At 69.0% G+C, this 19,480-nt stretch carries 20 protein-coding genes; 6 read left to right on the top strand and 14 right to left on the bottom strand.

The features are described 5' to 3' along the window. Positions 1-95: 95 nt before the first annotated feature. Together A5712_RS27700 and A5712_RS27695 are read right to left on the bottom strand one after the other, a co-directional pair. Positions 96-1,676: an AMP-binding protein gene (locus A5712_RS27700; RefSeq protein WP_068112984.1), complete on the bottom strand. Its 1,581-nt coding sequence runs from the start codon at positions 1,674-1,676 to the stop codon at positions 96-98. Next, on the bottom strand, positions 1,673-2,593 hold the full coding sequence (locus tag A5712_RS27695) for an SDR family NAD(P)-dependent oxidoreductase (protein WP_068112981.1): 921 nt from the start codon (positions 2,591-2,593) through the stop codon (positions 1,673-1,675). Before A5712_RS27695 ends, A5712_RS27700 begins: the two co-directional genes overlap by 4 nt. A gap of 239 nt (positions 2,594-2,832) precedes the next feature. Between A5712_RS27695 and A5712_RS27690 the strand changes: the two genes are divergently transcribed. Then, positions 2,833-3,594 carry a cutinase family protein gene (locus tag A5712_RS27690; protein WP_068112979.1) on the top strand — a complete coding sequence of 254 codons (762 nt, stop codon included), beginning with the start codon at positions 2,833-2,835 and terminating at the stop codon, positions 3,592-3,594. Positions 3,595-3,605: 11 nt separating this feature from the next. On the opposite strand, the gene A5712_RS27685 is transcribed toward A5712_RS27690, so the two are convergent. The 3 genes from A5712_RS27685 to A5712_RS27675 form a co-directional block, all read right to left on the bottom strand. Next, positions 3,606-4,982: an aldehyde dehydrogenase family protein gene (locus A5712_RS27685; RefSeq protein ID WP_068113278.1), complete on the bottom strand. Its 1,377-nt coding sequence runs from the start codon at positions 4,980-4,982 to the stop codon at positions 3,606-3,608. Between the two features lie 35 nt (positions 4,983-5,017). Beyond that, a complete protein-coding gene (locus A5712_RS27680; RefSeq protein WP_068112975.1) occupies positions 5,018-6,106 on the bottom strand; it encodes an AMP-binding protein in 1,089 nt (362 codons plus the stop codon). 115 nt (positions 6,107-6,221) lie between these two features. Beyond that, positions 6,222-7,007, bottom strand: a complete 786-nt coding sequence (locus tag A5712_RS27675) for an SDR family oxidoreductase (RefSeq protein ID WP_068112972.1) — start codon at positions 7,005-7,007, stop codon at positions 6,222-6,224. 136 nt (positions 7,008-7,143) lie between these two features. Between A5712_RS27675 and A5712_RS27670 the strand changes: the two genes are divergently transcribed. Beyond that, positions 7,144-8,121 (top strand): amidohydrolase family protein, encoded by a 978-nt coding sequence (locus tag A5712_RS27670; protein WP_068112969.1) that lies wholly within the window; start codon positions 7,144-7,146, stop codon positions 8,119-8,121. Here A5712_RS27670 and A5712_RS27665 read toward each other — a convergent pair. Continuing rightward, complete coding sequence (locus tag A5712_RS27665) at positions 8,118-9,065, bottom strand: oxygenase MpaB family protein (protein ID WP_068113274.1); 948 nt, start codon at positions 9,063-9,065, stop codon at positions 8,118-8,120. The two genes, A5712_RS27670 and A5712_RS27665, sit on opposite strands and share 4 nt — an antisense overlap. A 104-nt stretch (positions 9,066-9,169) precedes the next feature. Here A5712_RS27665 and A5712_RS27660 point away from each other — a divergent pair, with 104 nt between their 5' ends. The 3 genes from A5712_RS27660 (at position 9,170) to A5712_RS27650 (ending at position 12,035) form a co-directional block, all read left to right on the top strand. Continuing rightward, positions 9,170-9,763: a TetR/AcrR family transcriptional regulator gene (locus A5712_RS27660; RefSeq protein WP_068112966.1), complete on the top strand. Its 594-nt coding sequence runs from the start codon at positions 9,170-9,172 to the stop codon at positions 9,761-9,763. Between the two features lie 42 nt (positions 9,764-9,805). Then, entirely contained in the window at positions 9,806-11,182 is a 1,377-nt protein-coding gene (locus A5712_RS27655) for an adenylate/guanylate cyclase domain-containing protein (protein WP_068112965.1), read from the top strand. Positions 11,183-11,288: 106 nt separating this feature from the next. Then, positions 11,289-12,035 carry a class I SAM-dependent methyltransferase gene (locus A5712_RS27650; protein WP_068112962.1) on the top strand — a complete coding sequence of 249 codons (747 nt, stop codon included), beginning with the start codon at positions 11,289-11,291 and terminating at the stop codon, positions 12,033-12,035. A 3-nt stretch (positions 12,036-12,038) separates the two neighbouring features. On the opposite strand, the gene A5712_RS27645 is transcribed toward A5712_RS27650, so the two are convergent. The 3 genes from A5712_RS27645 to A5712_RS27635 form a co-directional block, all read right to left on the bottom strand. Continuing rightward, positions 12,039-12,845, bottom strand: a complete 807-nt coding sequence (locus A5712_RS27645) for an SDR family oxidoreductase (protein WP_068112959.1) — start codon at positions 12,843-12,845, stop codon at positions 12,039-12,041. A 1-nt stretch (position 12,846) separates the two neighbouring features. After that, on the bottom strand, positions 12,847-13,299 hold the full coding sequence (locus tag A5712_RS27640; protein ID WP_068112956.1) for an SRPBCC family protein: 453 nt from the start codon (positions 13,297-13,299) through the stop codon (positions 12,847-12,849). A 242-nt stretch (positions 13,300-13,541) separates the two neighbouring features. Beyond that, the gene (locus A5712_RS27635) at positions 13,542-14,234 is read right to left on the bottom strand and encodes an SDR family oxidoreductase (RefSeq protein WP_068112953.1); all 693 of its coding nucleotides are present in this window, start codon (positions 14,232-14,234) and stop codon (positions 13,542-13,544) included. A gap of 85 nt (positions 14,235-14,319) precedes the next feature. Here A5712_RS27635 and A5712_RS27630 point away from each other — a divergent pair, with 85 nt between their 5' ends. After that, positions 14,320-14,910 carry a CGNR zinc finger domain-containing protein gene (locus A5712_RS27630; RefSeq protein ID WP_068112949.1) on the top strand — a complete coding sequence of 197 codons (591 nt, stop codon included), beginning with the start codon at positions 14,320-14,322 and terminating at the stop codon, positions 14,908-14,910. Positions 14,911-14,926: 16 nt separating this feature from the next. On the opposite strand, the gene A5712_RS31550 is transcribed toward A5712_RS27630, so the two are convergent. The 5 genes from A5712_RS31550 to A5712_RS27610 all read right to left on the bottom strand — a co-directional run bounded on the left by A5712_RS31550 (position 14,927) and on the right by A5712_RS27610 (position 19,366). After that, entirely contained in the window at positions 14,927-15,091 is a 165-nt protein-coding gene (locus A5712_RS31550) for a hypothetical protein (protein WP_197519517.1), read from the bottom strand. Between the two features lie 153 nt (positions 15,092-15,244). Further along, a complete protein-coding gene (locus A5712_RS27625; protein ID WP_068112945.1) occupies positions 15,245-16,090 on the bottom strand; it encodes an SDR family oxidoreductase in 846 nt (281 codons plus the stop codon). Next, positions 16,091-16,855, bottom strand: coding sequence for a DUF2127 domain-containing protein (locus A5712_RS27620; RefSeq protein ID WP_068112941.1), 765 nt, complete (start codon positions 16,853-16,855; stop codon positions 16,091-16,093). It abuts the gene before it with no gap. 55 nt (positions 16,856-16,910) lie between these two features. Further along, complete coding sequence (locus A5712_RS27615) at positions 16,911-18,317, bottom strand: MmgE/PrpD family protein (RefSeq protein ID WP_068112938.1); 1,407 nt, start codon at positions 18,315-18,317, stop codon at positions 16,911-16,913. Between the two features lie 92 nt (positions 18,318-18,409). After that, the gene (locus A5712_RS27610) at positions 18,410-19,366 is read right to left on the bottom strand and encodes a LysR family transcriptional regulator (RefSeq protein WP_068112935.1); all 957 of its coding nucleotides are present in this window, start codon (positions 19,364-19,366) and stop codon (positions 18,410-18,412) included. Positions 19,367-19,480 lie beyond the last annotated feature (114 nt).

The following is a 19,480-nucleotide window of genomic DNA, read 5'->3' as shown; positions in this document are numbered from 1 at the left end:
CCGGCCAAACGTGCGGGAGGGATAGGTCACTCGTGAATCCGATAGCGCCTGCGCTATCACATTTGCGGGTCGGGTGATGGTCGGCAGACCGCGCCTCAGGTCGACAGCTCCTTGCGCACCACCTTGCCGGCGGGATTGCGCGGGATGCTCTTGACGACGTTGATGTCGCGCGGCTGCTCGAAGCGGGAAACCCTGCCCTTCAAGTAATCCCGCAGCGCCTCCGGATCGAGGCTGCGCCCGGGCTGCGCGACCACGAAGGCGGCCAGCCGCTGACCGAACTGTTCGTCGGGAACGCCGATGACCGCGTTGTCGGCGATGTCGGGGTGCTCGGCGAGCGCGTTCTCGACCGCGCGCGGGTAGACGTTCTCGCCGCCGGAGATGATCATGTCGTCCTCGCGGCCGACGATGTAGAGCCGGCCCGAGTTGTCGAGGTAGCCCATGTCGCCGGTGCTGGTCATGGTGCCGACGACGGCTTTGGCACCACCGTCCGTGTAGCCCTCGCTCGCCAGCTCGCCGCCGACGAAGATGCGGCCAGTGACGCGCGGGCCGACGGGTCGGTCGTTCTTGTCGAAGATGCGCACCGGGCATCCGGCGACGGGTTTTCCGACCGTCTCGGGGGCCTCGCGCAGGTCGGCCGGCGTGGCCAGCGCCCCGATGCCGACTTCCGTTGAGCCGTAGCCGTTGTAGAGGATGTCGCCGTAGGCGTCCATGAACCGCTGGCCGAGGTTGGGATCCAGCCGGTCCCCGCTGGACAGCACCACACGCAGGTAGGGCAACGGGTTTCGCTCCCGCACGCGCTGCGGCAGGTCCAGGATGCGCGCCAGCACGACCGGCACCGCGGTGAAGGCGTCGGCGCGATGCAGCGATGCCTGCGCGAGCGCGGCCTCGGCGTCGAAGTGTCGATTCGTCAGGACGGTCCCGCCCAGGGCCACGGTCAGCATCAGCATGCCGAGCCCCAACCCGTGAAACATCGGCATCGCCACCGAGATCCGCGACCCGGTCTGCAACCCGGTGCGATCCAGGATCGTCACCCAGACGCCCACCGCCGAACGCAGCTGCGGTGTGCGCGGCACCCCCTTGGGCCTGCCCGTCGTACCCGACGTCAGCAGGATGATCCGGCCGGGCGCGGCGACGTCGGGTCTCGAAGGCCACCGGCCTTCGTCGCGTGCACCGACCGCCGCCGGGTCGACGAGGGCAACCGCCTGATCGGCGGCGCGCACCCGTTCCGCGAACTCGTCGTCGGCGACCATCGTGGTGATCTTGTGCCCGCTCAGCGCGGCGGCCAGCGCGTCGGTGCGGAAGTCGGTGTTGACGAGCACGACGTCGGCGCCGATCAGCGCGGCGGCGAAGAAGCCCTTGACGAAGCCCTGCCCGTTGCGGCACATCAGCCCGACGGCCTGACCGGGACCGGCCCCGGCGCCGGACAACTTGCGGGCCAGGGATTCGGTTTCCGAGCGCAGCTCGCGGTAGGTGAGGGCGCCTGGAACGCCGCAGTCGTCGATGATCGCGGCGCGGTCGGGCCAGCGAGCCGCCGTGACCGCCAGCAGCGTGTAGGGATTGGTGCCGCCGCGGCGCGCCTCGCGAATCAGCCGCACCGTCGCGACCGGCGACGGCGGGCTGAGCAGTCGGGAGCGCAGCAGCGCGCGGAGCGCGGTGGCGACCACGCCGTCGGTCATCGTTCGGCCTCTTCGTCGTCGGCGTCGGCGAAGAAGCGCCGGTGCCACAGCCGGGCCGCGCGATCGGCGGGCCCGGCCAGCAGCACCGAGGCCAGCTCGGCCGGCCACATCCACGGCGGTTCGTTGGTGCGGGGCCGCTCGATCACCGCCTTGGCGATCGCGTCGGCGGCCTCGTCCGGGGACAGGCCGGGAAGGCGGCCCAGGATCGGTGTGGGCGCGATCATCCGGGTGCGGACCAGCGCGAAGTAGACCGCCGTGACGTCCACGCCGTCGACGTGCAATTCCGGCGCGACGCTGCGCAGCCACCGGTCGAACGCGCCTTTGGAGGCCTGGTAGGCGCCCCACTGCGGGCCGGGGACGACGCGGACCCCCACGCTCGACACGTTCACGATGTGCCCGCCGCCGCGCTCCCGCATGGCCGGCAGCAGGCCCAGCAGCAGCCAGATCGGTCCGAGGTAGTTGATGCCGATGGTGCGCTGGAAGTCATGGGGGCGGTCGTACTGATCATGCAGGCTGCGACGCAACGACTTGCCCGCGTTGCTCACCACGATGTCCACCGCGCCGTGCTCCTCGGTGACCCGCTTCGTCAGCTCGCTGACCGCGGACTCGTCGGTGAGGTCGGTCGGATAGGCGATCGCCTGGCCGCCACCCGCGTTGATGGCCGCCGCGACGTCCTCGAGCCTTTCCGCGGACCGCGCGACGATCAGGACCGTCGCTCCCGCGGCGGCCATCTTGCGGGCCGTCGCCTCGCCGATGCCATACGACGCGCCGGTCACCAGTACCGTCTTGCCGGAAACGGCACCGCGCAGCCGGTCGGGGTCGGAGACCCGCGCCGGATTTGCCAATCGATCGGTGGCTCGCGCCAGGGTCGCTTCGAAGGCCTTCGCAAGGGGTTGAGGTATCACGTTCACGTTCATTGCCGCTTCACTCCGAATTGCGCGCGAGGGGCGGCGCTGGCTCGACCGTGTGCCTCGACTCGGACTACAGCAAGCAGACCACACCGGGGTACGGGCCCGCGCCCCGGCCCGGCAATCGGTCGTTGTCGCGAATCGCTCGCCGGCGCGCCGTCGCGCGTCCGCCGGAGGTTTTACGGATCTGAAATATTTCGCCGGAAGATCACTGTTTAGGCGGGGGTTCAGTTGGGCACAATTGCGGCATGATCGCACGTCGCCTCCCTCGTTTCCTTGGTCCAGCCGTCGTCGCGGCGGCCGGCGTGAGCGCCTCGGTCCTCTCCGGCGCGCTCCCGGCCGCCTCCGCCCAATGTCCCGACGTGCAGGTGGTGTTCGCCCGCGGTACCGGTGAGCCGCCCGGCCTTGGCGCGACCGGCCAGGCGTTCGCCGACACCCTCCGCTCGCGAGTCGGCGCACGCTCCTTCGACATCTATCCGGTCAACTATCCCGCCAGCCAGGAGTGGGCGACGGGTCTCGACGGCATCAGGGACGCGGGCGCGCACGTGGTTTCGATGGCGCACGACTGCCCCAACACCAAGATGGTGCTCGGCGGCTTTTCCCAGGGCGCGGCGGTGATGGGGTTTGTCACCTCGTCCTCCGTGCCGGACGGGGTGGATCCCGCGACCGTACCGAAGCCGTTGGGTCCCGACGTCGCCAACCACGTCTCCTCGGTGGTGCTGTTCGGAATGCCGAACGTCCGGGCGATGAACTTCCTCAACCAGCCCCCGGTCTCGATCGGTCCGCTGTATCAGGGCAAGACCATCAAGGTGTGCGCCCCCGAGGATCCGGTGTGCTCCGACGGCATGAACTTCGCCGCCCACGATGCCTACGCCGACGACGGGGCGATGATCGACAAAGGCGTCGCCTTCGCGCTGAGCCACCTCGGCGAGGGTCCGGCCGCCCCGGCGGGTCCCGCGGCGCCGACGACGGTCGTCGCGTCGCCGACCGGCGGGGGCTTCGGCAGCTGAGCGGACCGGGATCAGTCCCTGACAAATCCCTTGTTGCGCATCAGGAAATCGGCCAGAAACCCGTCGTGCGGGATTTCGGGTGCCGCGCAGAAGGTCGGGTGGTGCCCGGCGTAGACGTTGGCGACGGTCGGTTCGGCGAGCAGGTCGTCGACGAGCCGCTCGTCGCCGGTGATGGCAGCGACCACCAGTGAATGCCGCAGCGGCGCGACGCCCGCGGCGCGCGGCCACGGCGCCACCCACACGCACGGAAACGGCAACTCGGTGTTGAGCGTGTCGCTGAGCTGGCCGGAGCCGGGTTCCTCCAGCAGGTGCACCGCCGGACGCAGCGCCGCGCAGCCGTCGCCGATCGGGGCGACTACCCGATCGGCGCCCAGCAGCGGCGTCGTTCCGGCGGCCTTGGCGGCCAGATAGGCCGCAAGCGCCCGCGCGTTTTCCAGGGGTTGGGTGGGCAGGATCGCGCGCTCGTCCTCGCTGGGCAGCGCCTGGATGCCGGCCAACCGCTCGCCGATCGCGTGCGCCAACGGGGCGGGGTCGCCCTCGTAGAGCACCGCGGTGGCGTTGACACACGCCATCCCGCCCAGGTTGGCGATCGAGTCGACGATGAGGTCGAGGTGGTCGCGCCAGTCCCGGTCCGCCGTGATGAGGATCTTCGTGCGGCCGGGACCGTTCACCAGCACGGCACGATCGTCGGCGTACTTGTCCACCACGTCCTGGCCGCCGTACACCATGGCCAGGTCGGCCGAGCGGATGATCTCGTCGGCGCCGCCGTGGTCGGTGGGCAGATAGGCCGCGTCTTCGGGACGAAATCCCGCCTGGCGCAGGGCATTTACCAGCCGGTGGCCGGTCAGCGGTTCACGGCGCGACGGGCGCACCGCCACCCGGTATCCCAGCGCGAGCGCCTGGGGCCACAGGGCATGCACCCCTGGGCCGTTGCCCGCCGCGTGCACCGCGAACACCTCTCCGCGCCGCGCCCACACCGCGCCGCCGCGGCGGATGCGCTCCTCGCGCCAGTCGAGCGCGGCGCCGGCGGGCCGAGCCGCGCGCACCGCGTCGAAGGCCGAGGCGACGGCGTCGGCCACCCCCCGTGCCCCGGCCCGGGCGACCGCGATCGGCAGGCCGGAAATGCCGCTGGCCAGCCGCACGTACTCCTCGAAGTCCAGCCCGCCGATGACCGCGGTGGCAAACAGACCGGCCGCGTCGGCCAGCGCCGCTTCGCGCTGCCCGGCGGGCAGCGGCGCGGCCTTCCGCTGGGTGCCGATGGTGCGCGAAACATACAGCGGCGGAACGATGCTCAGCTCGGCAACCGGGACGCCGGCGGTGTTCATGATGACCTCGCGGTTGCGGGTGCGATACTCGCCTCCAGGTCCAAGCGCGTCGATTTGCACCAAATCGGTTGTGAGGCCGGAGCTTTGCCCTCCCACGGTCAGTACACGCCTTCGATGACGGCCTCGCCCTCGAAGGTGGTGACGGGCCGCACCTCGCTGACGGAATCGCTGAGTTCGCCCGCCGGCCCCGGCATCCGGATGGCCAGGTCCCGCTCGAGGTTGTTGGGGATGAACATGCCCTTGCTGATGTGGTTCATCACCACCTGGCCTCGTTGCCCGTACGGCACTCGCTCGCCGGTGTCGGGGTCGACGACCCGGAACACGACATACGGTGTGCGCGGGTCGAAGACGAACGAGTCGCCGTCGGTGCTGCGGGTGACCGCTTGGGAGAGCACCATGGTGCTGCCGAAGGCCATGGTGATGGTCGTGTCGGGGAAGATGTCGCGCAGCAGGTCGAGCGTGTCGGCGTCCACGTGGGCACCGCTGAGCAACAAATAGCGGACCTTGTCGTTGACCAGGTCGACCACGCGGTCGTCTCGGGCGATGGCCTCGAGTAGCGGCGGGGTGGTGTGCAGATTGGCGACGTTCTGGGTCTGCAGGACGAACACCGCCTGCTCGACGACGTGGTCGATGTAGGCGGCCACCTCGTCGGCCGCGTTGCGGGCCGCGAGCTTCTTCACCCAGCGGGGGTCGATGTCGATCGCGTGAAAGACCGCGCCGAGCCGTTGCGAGACCAGGCGGGAGAAGTAGCCGACCCCGTGCGGCCCGCTCGGCATCAGGCACAGGAAGCCCCGGTCCCGGACAAAGCCGCCCCCCGCGAAGTCCTCGGTTTGCCATTCGACGACCTGCGCGATCCAATCCGGCATCTGCACAGTGCGTTTCGGTGCGCCGGTGGTACCGCCGGACTCGAATATCTGGGGCAGCGGCGCGGGCGAACCGTAACCGCGCGGGATGAGGTCCTCGACCGGCGTGACCCGCAACTCGTTGACGAGGTTGGGGAACAGGCGCAAGTCCGCAAAGTTCTTGACGTCGGTCAGCGGGTCGAAGTTCAGCGTCTGGGCGGTTCGCAACCAGAAGCGGGAACCGGTGTCCTCGCCGAAGTGCCACGCCATAGCGGCGCGCAGGTACGCGTCGGGGTCGGCGACCGGGGCCGATCGGGGAACGTCCAACAGCGAAAAGTCGCCCATGGGATCGATCCTGTCGCATCGCTGACCCACCCGACAACCGTGCCGGAGCGCGCCCGGCATACGGGCGTTGAACGTTGCCCGATCCCGCGGCGAACTCTTTGTGACCGGCCGGTTTTCAGCCGTTGCGCGATTGAGCGACGGCCGCCACCATCGCCTCGTTCAGGGCGGCGAAGGTGTCCTGATAGACGCCGTCGCGTTCGGCGCAGCGGAACGGCCTGACACGCTCGACGATGATCTCGTCGGCCTCCGGTTGCGTCTCCAACAGGTTTATCGTCTCGGCGATGTACTCGTCCAAGGGCATCGCCCTGGGGTCGCTGGTGTCGAATCCCCGGCCGCGCTGCAGCTCCGTCTGAACGTGCGGCGGGATTATCTCGATCACCTGGACCGCGGTTCCGCGGAGCTGGAAGCGCAGCGACTCAGTGTAGGAGTGCAGCGCCGCTTTGGTGGCGCAATACGTCGGCGTCACGGCGCTGGGGACGAACGCGAGGCCCGAGGTGACGTTGAGGATCGCGGCCCGCGGCTTCTTCAGCAGCGACGGCAGCAACGCCGCCGTCAGCCGGATCGGACCCAGCAGGTTGATGGCGACCGTCAGCTCGGCCACGCTGGGGCCGGTCGTGGTGAGGTTCTCGAAGCGCTGGACGCCGGCGTTGTTGACGACGACGTTGACGTCCCGGTAGTGGTCGGTCAGCTCGGTCGCGAACCGGCGGATGTCGGCGGGATCGCCCTGATCCAGCGACAACGTCCGGATGCCCGGGTTGGCCTTCGCGACGTCCTGCAGCAGCTCACGGCGCCGTCCGGCAATGACAACCGTATTTCCGAGTCGGTGAAACGCCTCGGCAAGGCCGCGGCCGATTCCGCTGCCGCCCCCGGTTACCAGCACCGTGTTGCCCGTCATCTGCATGGCCGCTCCCCTCCTTCGGTTTCGCCTACCCCCTCACTTTCGTGCTTTCGGGGACCAATGGGTAGACCCCAGGGCGGATTGGCGCGCAGACCGCGCAATACTGCACGTCGTGCCCCACCACCGATGAGGGAGACCGATGCGCTACATCGCGTTGGAGGAAGCGTTTTTCGTCAGCGAACTGGCTGACCTGCAGCCGGCCCATCAACGACTGATGCAGCTGCTGAAACCCGAATTCGCCGAGCGGTACGAACGCCGGCTACCCGACTTCACCGAATACCGGCTGGCGGAGATGGACGAGGCCGGCATCGCCATGCAGGTCTTGTCGCTGACATCCCCGGGTCTGCAGGTCGACATCGACGCCGAGCGGGCGCGCACCAACGCCCGGTTCGCCAACGACTACCTGGCGAAAATCATTGCCCAGCATCCCGATCGGTTCCGCGGCTTCGCCGCGCTACCGCTACAAGACCCGGCCGCCGCGGCGGCCGAGCTGGAGCGCGCCGTCACCGAGGACGGGTTGTGCGGGGCACTGGTCAACGATTGCATCAGCGGGCCCGGCGGACGTTATCTGGACGCGCCCGAATACGACGAGTTGTGGTCCGCGGTGGAATCCCTTGGGGTGCCGATGTATTTGCACCCGGGCGCACCGCCGGCGGATCGCTGGCGCGTGATCGACGGGCGCCCGGAACTCTACGGGGCGACCTGGAGCTGGGCCGCCGAGGTCAGCGGGCACGCCCTGCGGCTGGTGTTCGGCGGCGTGTTCGACCGGCATCCGGGAGCGACGCTGATCCTGGGGCACATGGGTGAGTTCCTCCCCTTTCAGCGCAGCCGGCTGGACTCCCGCTACGCCACGATCGCGACGACGACTCCGCTGCAGCGCCCGCCGTCGGCGTACCTCGGCACCAACATCGTCTTCACCAACAGCGGGGTGTTCTCCCCGGCGGTGATGCTGGGAGCGGTGCTGGAGGTCGGCGCCGACGCCGTGATGTTCTCGGTTGACTATCCCTACGAGTCGTCCCGGGAGGCGGTCCAGGGATTCGAGCGGACGACGCTGTCCGCGGCCGACCGGGAGAAGATCGCCCACGGCAACGCCGAACGGCTGCTGCGCATCGGTTAAGCCGCCCGTTCGGAAGGGAAATTGTGCAGCCTGCGCGGGTCGACGCCCGCGCGGCGCCACGCCGCGGCCGCCCACGGCAGGTAGATGAACGACACGGGCAGCCGGTTGATCAGCGGATTGAGCGCGCGCACCGCGGCGGCGAACCGCTGAAATCGCTTCTCCTTCTTGGCATCCCACTGCAGCCGGCACACCTCGCGCATCTGCGGCGGCAGGGTGCCGACGAGCACCAGTCGGGTGTAGGCGTTGAGCGGCGCGGACAACACCTTCCAGACCGGCTTGGGAATCCAGCGCGGGCCCGGGATCCCCTTGCGGATGTAACCCGTGCCGTACAGGACGGTCTTGTGCGGGACGAACCGCTCCAGCATCTCGTCCCAGTAGGCGACGAACTCGTCGTACGTCTGCGGCTGGCCGCGGTCGCTCACCCCGTAGAGGCCGTACCAGACCTTGCCCTCGTTGAAGATCTGCTCCTTTTCCGCGCGGGACAACCGGCGGATGAAGGTGTCGGCCGTGTAGATGACCTGATCGACGAAGGTGGCGTGCGCCCAATAGAACAGTTCCGGGTTGAGCGCGTGATATCTCGAGCCGTCGCTGATGGTGCCCTTGATCGGCTTGTGGAAGTCGCGGACCTTGCGGCCCCACTCGTGCGGGTCGGCGGAGTAGACGGTCTTCATAAGGGGCGGCGCCGTCCGCTTGGCCCGGCCCAACGTGTCGCTGAAGATCACCGAGTGATCGAGCACGCCCTGGGCGAGCTGCTCGATGCAGTTCTCCACGCCGGCCGTGCGCTGAAACCCAAAGAACTGGGTGCGGTGATCGCCGTAGAACTTCCACGTCAACGACTCTGGCCCAAGCCGGGGAGCCGAGTCGGCGACGTCGTCGTCGACCGGCATGGGCACCGCCTCGCGTACGCCGGCGTCGAAATCCTGCTCCGCCCATTGCGCCGTCATCCCAACCTCCTCGCCCCAAATCGGGTTGTGAAGCACAGAAACAAATGCGTATCTTTGTGTCACGGTAGCATGCTCCGCCGAGATCGCCCTGGGGGTCGTTATTGATGCAGAACCACACCCGCGACGGCAATCTCGGCGAGCTCACCGACGTCGACCGCACCATCCTGGAGACCGCGCGAACGGTCTTCGAGACCTACGGCGTGCGCCGGGCCAACATCGAAGACGTCGCGGCCCGCGCCGGAGTCAGTCGCAGCACCATCTACCGGCGCTTTCCGACCAAGGACGACCTGTTCGAACACGTGGTGCGGCGCGAGGCCGAAACCTTCTTCGGCACGCTCCACCGGGCGACCGATGGCTGCACCCCGCAAGAGGCCGTGATCGAGGCGTTCACGCTCGGGGTGCGGCTCGTCGGAGACTCCCGCCTCTATTCGCGGATCGTCGAAAGCGAGCCCGAGCTGCTCGGCCTGTTTTCCCGGTCCCATGTCTTCCCGATTCGCCAATTCGCCGACGGGATCGCGCACACGCTGCGGCGTTGCGGGGCCGAGATCCCCGACGCCGAGCTGGCCGACATCGCCGACGTCCTGCTGCGCGTCGCCCTGGGCATCATCGTGTTCCCCACCGACCGGCTCGACACCTCGGATCAGGCGGCCGTGCGCGACTACGCCGCCCGCTACCTGGTCCCGATCATCGGCCGCTAGCGGGGCCAGCCCTTGTCGGTGGCTTGCACTAGCCTTTGAATCGTGGCTGGGTTTCCTGGGACACCACGAACCCGGTACGCCAGTTGCGGTGACACGGACATCGCTTACCAGGTGTTCGGCGATGGACCGATCGACCTGCTGCTGCTTCCGGGGCCCTCGATTCCGATCGACTCGGTCGACGCCGAGCCGTCGATGTACCGCTTCCATCGACGGCTGGCGGCATTCGCCCGGGTGATCCGGCTCGACCAGCGCGGCATCGGGCTCTCGTCGCGCGTGCCCTCGATCGACGAGATCGGGCCGCAGTTCTGGGCGAAGGACGTCATCGCGGTGATGAACGCGGTGCGATGCGAGCGGGCCGCGATCGTGGCGCCGAGCTTCACCTCGATGACCGGGCTGACGCTGGCGGCCGAGTACCCGGAACGGGTGAGCAGCCTGGTGATCATCAACGGCGGAGCCCGCACCCTGTACGCCCCCGACTATCCGATGGGCGCGAAGATCGAGGACCTCGACCCCTACACCACCCTCGCGATCGACCCGGACGCCGTCGAGCAGGGCTTCGACATGCTCGGCATAATCGCGCCCAGCGTCGCGCGCGACGACGCCTTCCGGGCCTGGTGGGACGCCGCCGGCAACCGCGCCGCATCGCCGAGCATGGCCCGCGCGATGATCCTGGCCATCCGCCAGGCCGACGTGCGCGACGGGCTGCCGCGCATCACCGCGCCGACGCTGATCCTGCATCGCGTCGACTCCGAGTTCACCCCGGTGGCGCACGGCCGGTACCTGGCTGAGAACATCGCCGGGTCGCGCTTCGTAGAGCTACCGGGCGAAGACACCCTCTACTGGGTCGGCGAGACCGCCACGATGCTCGACGAGATCGAGGAGTTCATCACCGGGATGCGGGGCGGTTCGGAAGCCGAGCGCCTGCTGACCACCATCGTGTTCACCGACATCGTCGGCTCGACCGAGCGGGCCGCCCTGCTCGGCGACGGCCGCTGGCGCGACCTGCTGGACAACCACGACACCATCATTCGGCACGAATTGCAGCGGTTCGGCGGGCGTGAGGTCAACACCGCCGGCGACGGGTTCGTCGCCACTTTCTCCAGCCCCAGCGCCGCGCTCGCCTGCGCCGACGAAATCGTCGACGCGGTGCGGGTGCTGGGCATCGAGGTGCGGGTGGGCATTCACGCCGGCGAGGTCGAGGTGCGCGGGTCGGACGTCGCCGGCATGGCGGTGCACATCGGTGCGCGGGTGGCGGCGCACGCCGAAGCCAGCGAGGTGCTGGTGTCCTCGACCGTGCGCGACATCGTCACCGGCTCGCGCCACAGGTTCGCCGACCGCGGCGCAGGCGAGCTCAAAGGCGTGCCGGGTCGGTGGCAGCTCTGTGCCCTGGTGCGCGAGCGAGCCGCCGTCAGGCGGTAACGAACGGGTCGGCGTAGGCTGCCAACAGGGGTGTGTCGGACGGAGCTGACAGGGCGCCGACCTCGATTCCTGCTGCACCACTTGACTTTTGATCGAAGGAGTACGCGTGACCGACGTGCACGTCTCGCTGCCGCCCGCGCTGCGCCGCGCGCTGGATCTACTCGCCGATCCGCCCGCGGACCCGGACGTCAGCAGAGGCTACCTGGATCTGCTCGGCTCCGGATCGGCCGAGGACGACGCGGTCGAAAAGAACACCGGCCCGATACAGGCGGCCTGGGCATCCCCCATCGGGTCGATGCTGTACGACAACGCACAAGCCCTGTCGCGCCGGCTGATCAGCGCGTGGCAACTGCCCATCGACTGGTTGAGCATCCCGCCGGGCGGTGTGGCGCTCGACGTCGGCTCGGGCCCGGGCAACGTCACCGCGTCGCTGGCGCGCGCGGCCGGTCCCGAGGGACTGGCCCTGGGTGTCGACATCTCCGAGGCGATGCTGGCCCGCGCCGTCCGCAACGAAGCCGGGCCGCAGGTCGGCTTCATCAAGGCGGACGCGCAACGACTTCCGCTGCGCGACAACACCGTTGACGCGGTGGTTTCGATGGCCGTGCTGCAGCTGGTTCCGAATCCGGCGGCGGCACTGGCCGAGATGGCCCGGGTGTTGCGGCCGGGCGCCCGGCTGGCCATCATGGTGCCGACCGTCGGGCAGGCCGCCAGGTTTTGGCAAAAGCTGCCGAACGTGGGGGCGCACGTGTTCGACGACGACGAAATCGGCGACATCCTGGAAGACAACGGATTCGTCAGCGTGCGGGTCAAGAATTACGGCACGTTCCAGTGGGTGCGCGGCAAGAACGGCTGAGCCTCAGCCCCGTTTGAAGGCCGGATGCCCGCGCCTCAGCACCGGCAGCAGCAGTTCGGGGGGCGCGACCCGGAAGAACGCCGACGCCACCCGGTTCACGCGGCCGGGCACGACGACGGCCTTGCCGGCCGCGAGCCCGTCGATTCCGGCCTGGGCCACCTTGTCGGCGGGCACCCACATCACCCGCGGCAGGGCCGATTCGGCCTCCTCCTTGGAGAAACCGGCCGCCTCGCCGAATCCGGTGTCCACCGGCCCCGGGCACAGCGCCGTCGCGGCGACCCCGGTGCCCCGCAACTCACCGCGCAGGCTGTGCGTGTAGGACAACACGAACGCCTTGGCGGCGCCGTACGCCGCCTGGCCCGGCAGCGGACCGAACCCGGCCACCGATGCCACGTTCAGCACGGCGCCCCGATGGCGCTCGACCATTCCGGGCAGGAACCGGCTGCACAGGTCCACCACCGCGGCGACGTCGACCTCGACGAGGTTGAGTTCTTGCTCCGGAACGGATTTCGCGACCAGGCCGAGCGTCGAGAGCCCGGCGTTGTTGACCAGGATGTCCGGAATCAGACCGAGGGCCGCGATGCGGTCCGGCAGGGCAGCCCGTTCGCTTCGATCGGACAGGTTGGCCGGCAGCGGGTGCGCCTGCGCGCCCAACCGCGCGGCCAGCGCCTCGAGACGGTCGGCCCGGCGGGCCACCAGCACCACCTGATAGCCGCGCCGCGCGAGTATCCCGGCGAACTGTTCGCCGATACCCGACGAAGCGCCGGTGACGATCGCGGCGCTGTCGGCGCCCGGCGGCGGGAGGGCCATGTCAGCCGTCGCTTGTCTGGGCGAGCGTGGCGAGCCGGTCGATCGACTCGCGCAGCATGTCGGAAGTCGTCGAGCTCGCCCTCTCGATCCGGGCGCGGTCGGTCAGCTCCGTCCAGTCGTAGGTGTGCGTCACGCTGGTGAGGGTCGCGTTGATCGGCTGCAGTTCCCAGCGCCACAGGTGGCCGGGCGGCAGCTTCTTGGGTTCTGCTGGGCGCCAGGCGATTTTGGTGCCTTCGATGAACTCCACCACGTGGTTCTCCCGCACGGCGCCGTTGGTCAGCGTCATCTTGAACACGTCGCCGACCTGGCGGACCCGTTGACCGGGGGCGGCCGAGGCGAGGTTGTTGTTACCGTCCCAGCTCGGCTGCTGAGCGGGATCGGCGATAAGTTCGAAAATCCGCTCGGCGCTCGCCGAGATCACGCGGGTTGCGCTCACGATGCGTTCCGGTTCCATGTCGCCATCCAAACATGCCCGCCCGGGCGGAGTGGATGTGACTTTCGGCCGGCGGCCTTAAGGACCTTCGGCCGTCGTGGCGCGCCCGGTTGGGCTGGCATCGTGATCGGTGCCGGGACAACCCGGTGGCCTGTCCGAAGTGCAGCAAGCCCATTTTTGGGTGAGGCCCCCACGGCCTGCTTGACCCACCGTCACAAGACGGGGATCTGCCTTCGGACAGGCCATTTACGCGCCCGCCCCGGTTAGCCGACCCGGAGCGCCTCGACCGGTCCCGACAGCGCGGCCTTCATGTAACGGGTGTCGTCGTCGGCCAGCACCTCTGCGTCGCCCCGCTCGATACCGTCGACGATCTGCCGCGCGACATCGCGTGGGTCGTTCTTCGGCGCGTCGAAGCCGGCGGCCATGTCGGTGTCGGTGAAGCTCAGGTGCGCGCCGGTGACCAGGGTGCCCTGCTTTTCCAGCTCGATGCGCAGCGAGTTCGTCGCCGCCCACAGGGCCGCCTTGGAGTCGCCGTAGCCGCCGAAGCCCGCGACCCAGGACAGGATCGAAAGGGTGTTGACCAGGGCTCCGCCGCCGTTGTCGGCCAGGATCGGGGCGAACGCCTTGGCGACCCGAATGGCGCCGAAGTAGTTCGTCTCGAACACCTCGCGCACCTCCTCGATGTCGCTGCCGAGCAACTTCGACGCACCGATGATTCCGGCGTTGTTGATGACGATGTCGGCATCGGACGCCGTAGCCGCCAGCGCCGCAACGGAATCCGGCTTGGTGACGTCCAGCTCGAGGGCGACCACCCGCAGGTCCTCGCTGAGCTTGGGCGCCCTCGCCGTGGCGTACACCTTCGCCGCGCCCCGCTGCAGGAACTCCTCGACGATGGCCTTGCCAAGCCCGCGCTGCCCGCCGGTTACCACGACCGTCGAGCCATTGATGTTAACCATGATGCGTACTCCTTGACGTAGTTAAAAGCGTTTTGCCTCTGTCACCATAGTTGACGCGTTCGACATAGGCAAGTATCTTTTGGTTATGTCTACAGAATGGCGTGCATCACAGCGCTACCAGCTCGCTCCGGCGCCCGGCGGCCTGGGCTTGGTCCAGGACTTCCTCAACACGGTGCGCATTCAGGAATACGGCCCGGACCTGCTTGCCGACGCGGCCGTTGCGCGCGACTGGGCGGCCGGCGCCGTGCGGACATGGGCGACCGCGCGCGGGCTGGACGCGCAGCCGCCGCCGCTCGGCGACGCGGACGTGGCGAAGCTTCGCGCCCTGCGCGACACGATCGCCCGCCTGGTCGCGGGGGAGCCGCAGACCGGACGCGCGGCGGGCGTGGCTTCCGCCTCGTTGACGCTGTCGGAGACCGGTGAGCTACGGCTCGAGCCCGCCGGAACCGGCTGGCGATGGCTGGCGTCGGCCCTGTGGGGAGAGATCCTGCTCAGCCAGCGCGACGGCACGTGGCGGCGGGTCAAGCAATGCCACAACCCCGGCTGCGCGTCGACGTTTTACGACCGCTCGAAGAACAACAGCGGGGTGTGGCACGACGTGAAGACGTGCGGGAACGCCGCGAATTTGCGGGCTTCACGGGCGCGCCGACGCGAACGCGACCGCGCGAGCACCTAGTTCGGCACGCGGGCGGTCAGCAGCGCTCGACCCCCTTCGGCATGATCCGCGCGGGTGAACCCGCTTGGCGCGGCCTGCTTCTCAACACCGCCTGCAGGGCGACGCACGCCCGCGCCTTGATCGGGGTGACTACGTCGAGGCTGGTCGGGCTCTGGCTCATCCAGTGTTGCAGTGTTGGCACAGTTGCCGTCCTTGTCGTCCCTTGTCCGTTCGGCCAGTTCGCCGACTCATTGAATTGCACCCCAGCGGTTTTACGGGCGCGCCGCGCCGCGGTAAACGTCGCGAAAAGCCGCGTTGTGGCGTAAGGCACATTCACGGTGGCGCAGTGGCCTCGTCACGTGCCGGTCCTGAACCGCCGCAGATAACCGAACAGCCGGCGCGCAGGCAGGACCTTCGGCCAGTCGTCGGCGCGAAAGTACGCATCGGTCCCGCCGTCAACGAAAACGATACTGCCGCAAAGGAAGTCGGCCGAATCGGATAGCATGAACCGCATCCAGTCGGCCAACTGTGCGGCGTCTCCGAAACCGCCGACCGGTACCGGGAACGATCGGACCGCTTTGGCCTGCCTGGGGTCCGCCAGCTGCTCTTGCAGCATCGGCGTCATGATGGCGCCCGGCGCCAGGGCATTCAGGCGCACCCCCGAGCCGGCCCACTCCGGCCGCACCGCGTGGCGTCGGACCCAACGTGCCACGGCAATTTTCGAGGCCGCATACATCATCGTGGGCGCGACCGGCCCGAACGGCCGCACGGATCGCACCGCCCGGTCGGCATCGTGCGCGAGCAACGCCCGCACCGTTCGGCCCGGCACCGCGGGCACCGTCGTGGTGGAGTTGCTGGAGACGACGACGACCTTGGCGCGGTCAGCGGCGGCCAGCGCTGGGCGCAATGCGGCGAGCAGTTCGACCACGCCGAGGTAGTTGACCTGGGCGATCAGGCGCGCCCGATCCCGCCCCCGGCTCGGGCCCAGGCCGGCGGCCAGCACGGCGCCCTCGAGCTTGCCGCCGCAGGCCGCCAGGATCCCATCGGCGGCGGCCTCGCGGCCGTGCGGCGTCGACAAGTCGGCGACCACCTCGGCGTCCTTCACGTCGACTCCGATCACGGTGTGGCCGTCGGCCCGGAGCCGCTGCGCGGCCTCCCGGCCCATCCCGGACGCCGATCCGGTGATCGCGTAGGTGCCCATTCAGGTCGCGGTGGCGGCGCGCTCGACGTCGAGCAGCTGCTCGCCGCGGCGCTCCTCGTCGTAGGCCTTTCGACCGCCCCGCAGTCCGAACAGCCGCTTCGAGACGAGCAGATAGATCACGGCGGCCACGTTGATCGTGAAGGTGACCAGGCGGGTCATCGTGATGCCCTTGGCGAGGTCATGGATTTCCAAGGGCAGGAAGACCGAGGTGGCCACCACCGCGAAGTACTCGCCCCAGCGCTTCAGCAACCAGAGGCCGACGCCCTCGATGACCTCGATCAGCGCGTAGCCGACCAGCATCAACGTCAGCAGCGCCAAGGTGGACGGCTTGGCGGCCAGCGCCTTTTCCAGCTCGTGCACGATCGTCATCTGATCGACCTTGAACCCGGCCGCGCGGAAGATCGGCAGGTCACGGTCGAGGGTGGCCTGGATGGCCCCGCGGGCGCCGCGGAATTTCCAGACGGCGTACGCGGCCAGCGCGATCACCACGGCCCGAAACAGCCGTTCGACCGCGAGCGCGCGGATGATGATGGCCTGGCGTAAAGCCTTGCCGCGCATGATCATCGGGGCGTCGTCGGCGTGGCCGCGGCCGTGTGGTTCGCCGACGGTGAATTCACCGCAGCGCAGGCAACGCCAGACTTCGCCCAGCCCGGTGGTGCCGCTGAGCCGCTCGGCCAGCCCCTTCTCGTCCGGCGCGTAGGTCACATGCCCCGCCAGCGCGCAGGTGACCAGTTCCCACCGGTTGATGCCGCGATCTTTGCGCATGGCCGATCATTGAACGCCCGCGGCGGACCACGCAAGGGGACGCGCGCAGCGAGCGTCAGAAGCGTGCCCTGCTGCGGCGACGTCGGGCGCTCGGGCTGACCGCGCCGAGGAGGGCGGCGAACTCGGCGACGGGGATCTCGTCCAGGCGATCGACCGCGGCGACGATGTCGTCACGCAGTGCTTCGTCGCAGAAGGGCTCGGCGAGCCAACCGAACTTGTCGACGACACGCTCCCAGGACATTGGCCGGGTGGGCGATCCCTCGTAATCGCTCTGCTCGCGGCTGAATTCCCGCCCGTCGCGCGTGAGCACGTGCACGCGGGCCGCGGTGCGTTGCGGGTAGTCCGCGGTCAGGTCGGGCGCGGGCTTGACGTCGACCCGGGCCAGCAGGTCCTGAACGTCGCCGCGCAGCAGGCGTTCCGACTCGATCTGTCCGGGACCGACGCCCCCGTCGAGCAGCGCAACCGCGCTCAGGTATTTCAGGTTGTAGTCGGCCTGCTCCTTGGTCTGCGGGTGATCCTTGGCGCCGTAGGCTCCCCCGCCGGCGAAGTCGTACGCGCCCTGGAAGACCTCGAGCCTCACCCGCGCGACGTCCTCGCCGCGCAGGTCGTTATCGCCGCGGATCGCCAAGACCGCGTCAATGATGGCCTGCCCGTGGATAAGTGAGCAGTACTGCTTCAGGTAGGTCTGCTCGACGCAGGCAAGTGTGCGGTCGGCGGTGTGGAAGTCAATCGGCTGATCGAAGAGTTGCACCAGGCCGTGCGGGCCTTCGAACAGCGATTTGGGCCCGGTGACGCCGCGGGCGGCCAACATCGTCGTGTATACCGCGCGCATGCCGGTTATCGCGGGCGAGATGCCCTTCCAGTTCGACACCGGTTCGGCGTGCACGGCGGCCAGTGACACGTTGTCGGCGGTGGCGGCGGCAATCGCGTTGGCGGTTTGCTCGGCGTCGAGCCCCAACAGTTTGGCCGATCCCGCCGCGACCGACATCGCCAGTTGCAGTGCGTGATTGAGCCCGCGCGCCATCACGGGAACCTGGGCGCTGAACCGGCATTGGATCTCGTAGGCGATCGCGAGCGCCAGCAGGAAATCCGCCCCGGTGGCGTTGACATGCTCGGCCACCGCCAGGATCGCACCGAAGTTGTCGGCCGGATGGCACAGTCCCCCCACCGTCAGATAGGTGTCGAGCAGATCCGGGTAGCGCACCAGGACCGCGTTGAAGAACGCCGCCTGATCGACCGAGGCCCGGCCGCCACCGACGAGCGTCGCGGTGGGGACGCCGCTGAACTGGTCGGTGTGTTCGCGAATCGCGGTGATCAGCTCGCCGTCCAGCGAGCCGACGGCGCAGGCGACGCTGTCCAGCACGTTGCGTTTCAGCAAGGCCCGGGGTTGCCCGCTCAGGTCCTCTTGTTGAGCACGGACGACGAAGCCGGCGAGCTCGTCGACAACGTAGTTATCTGCCATGGGGTTTCGTCCTCCCGTCGTTACCTCCACTGAAGCGCCGCAACGACACGGAAGTCCAGGACCGATCTCTTACCAGTGCTCGACGGGAGTTCCTACCGCAGTTCGGCGCCCGCGGCGAGGGTGTCGCGGTGCGGGTCGTCGGCGGGAGCCCACCACCGGTCGGTGGGCGGGCTGAGCCAACCGCGCCCGCGCGCGGTCGTCAGCAGCGCGTCGACCAGCCCACGCACACCGGCACGATCATCGTCTTGGCGGTGCAACAACGACCACGTCCAGAGGGGTGTCGGCGCGGCGACGGGACGTTCGCCGAGGCTGGGTGGAATGACCGCGGTATGTCGCTTCGGTGAAGCCAGCACCGGGGCGCCGATCCTGCGCACATGGGCGTAAAAGGCGTCACCGGTGACGCCGCCGTCGTCAATCCTGACGATCCGCGCACCAGTGTCGGCCGCGAACTCCTCGGCGAACCGATTCCACGACGACCATGCCGACTCGTCGGCGTCGACGAGGACCTTGACCCGTTGCGCGGCAAGCGGTTCCGGCGATCCAACACCCGGAAGCACGGCCTGCAGGGGTTCGGCACGCAGCAGGTGTGCCGTCAGCCCGCGTTGCTTGACCTGCTCGGCGGTCACCCACGCCAGCGCGACATCGAGCGTGCCCTCCGCCACTCGGTCGGCCTGCGCGTGCGACGGCAGCACCCATTCGTCGACTCGCAGCGCCACCTCGGGCCCGAGCAAGCTGGTGATGTCGTCGGGCAGCCAGCTGACGTAACCGAGGCGCACCGGCGTGCTTTCGGCCGCCGCCAGCTGCAGTCGACGCTTGGCGTCGTCGGCCAGGGCCAATATCCTCCGCGCGTCCGGCAGCAGGGTGCGTCCGGCTTCCGTCAGCCGGACGCTGCGCCGGTCTCGCGCAAACAGCTCGGCGCCCAGCTCGCGCTCGAGGGCGATGATCTGTTGGGAGAGAGCCGGTCCCGAGATGTGTTTCCGGCTGGCGGCCCGACCGAAGTGCAACTCCTCGGCAACCGCCACGAAGTAGCCCAGCTGCCGCAGTTCCATTGGTAGTCAGGGGCACGGTGTCTGCAGTGCAGACCCGTTTCCCCATCCCCCTTTCAATCCGTGCGTGCGGTTTTCCCGCACACGGCTTACCGATGATCTTCTTGGCATGGTTAC

Source organism: Mycobacterium sp. E2327 (assembly GCF_001672675.1).
GTDB lineage: Bacteria > Actinomycetota > Actinomycetes > Mycobacteriales > Mycobacteriaceae > Mycobacterium.
This window is presented reverse-complemented; position numbering and strand designations above follow the sequence as displayed.

What these genes read in the sequence shown, in the direction of transcription:
- A5712_RS27695 (WP_068112981.1), bottom strand. Translation starts at nt 2,593, where the DNA reads ATGAACGTGAACGTGATACCTCAACCCCTTGCGAAGGCCTTCGAAGCG.
- A5712_RS27640 (WP_068112956.1), bottom strand. Translation starts at nt 13,299, where the DNA reads ATGGAACCGGAACGCATCGTGAGCGCAACCCGCGTGATCTCGGCGAGC.
- A5712_RS27615 (WP_068112938.1), bottom strand. Translation starts at nt 18,317, where the DNA reads ATGGCAGATAACTACGTTGTCGACGAGCTCGCCGGCTTCGTCGTCCGT.
- A5712_RS27690 (WP_068112979.1), top strand. Translation starts at nt 2,833, where the DNA reads ATGATCGCACGTCGCCTCCCTCGTTTCCTTGGTCCAGCCGTCGTCGCG.
- A5712_RS27675 (WP_068112972.1), bottom strand. Translation starts at nt 7,007, where the DNA reads ATGCAGATGACGGGCAACACGGTGCTGGTAACCGGGGGCGGCAGCGGA.
- A5712_RS27610 (WP_068112935.1), bottom strand. Translation starts at nt 19,366, where the DNA reads ATGGAACTGCGGCAGCTGGGCTACTTCGTGGCGGTTGCCGAGGAGTTG.
- A5712_RS27680 (WP_068112975.1), bottom strand. Translation starts at nt 6,106, where the DNA reads ATGGGCGACTTTTCGCTGTTGGACGTTCCCCGATCGGCCCCGGTCGCC.
- A5712_RS27620 (WP_068112941.1), bottom strand. Translation starts at nt 16,855, where the DNA reads ATGCGCAAAGATCGCGGCATCAACCGGTGGGAACTGGTCACCTGCGCG.
- A5712_RS27660 (WP_068112966.1), top strand. Translation starts at nt 9,170, where the DNA reads ATGCAGAACCACACCCGCGACGGCAATCTCGGCGAGCTCACCGACGTC.
- A5712_RS27665 (WP_068113274.1), bottom strand. Translation starts at nt 9,065, where the DNA reads ATGACGGCGCAATGGGCGGAGCAGGATTTCGACGCCGGCGTACGCGAG.
- A5712_RS27630 (WP_068112949.1), top strand. Translation starts at nt 14,320, where the DNA reads ATGTCTACAGAATGGCGTGCATCACAGCGCTACCAGCTCGCTCCGGCG.
- A5712_RS27645 (WP_068112959.1), bottom strand. Translation starts at nt 12,845, where the DNA reads ATGGCCCTCCCGCCGCCGGGCGCCGACAGCGCCGCGATCGTCACCGGC.
- A5712_RS27625 (WP_068112945.1), bottom strand. Translation starts at nt 16,090, where the DNA reads ATGGGCACCTACGCGATCACCGGATCGGCGTCCGGGATGGGCCGGGAG.
- A5712_RS27635 (WP_068112953.1), bottom strand. Translation starts at nt 14,234, where the DNA reads ATGGTTAACATCAATGGCTCGACGGTCGTGGTAACCGGCGGGCAGCGC.
- A5712_RS27670 (WP_068112969.1), top strand. Translation starts at nt 7,144, where the DNA reads ATGCGCTACATCGCGTTGGAGGAAGCGTTTTTCGTCAGCGAACTGGCT.
- A5712_RS27700 (WP_068112984.1), bottom strand. Translation starts at nt 1,676, where the DNA reads ATGACCGACGGCGTGGTCGCCACCGCGCTCCGCGCGCTGCTGCGCTCC.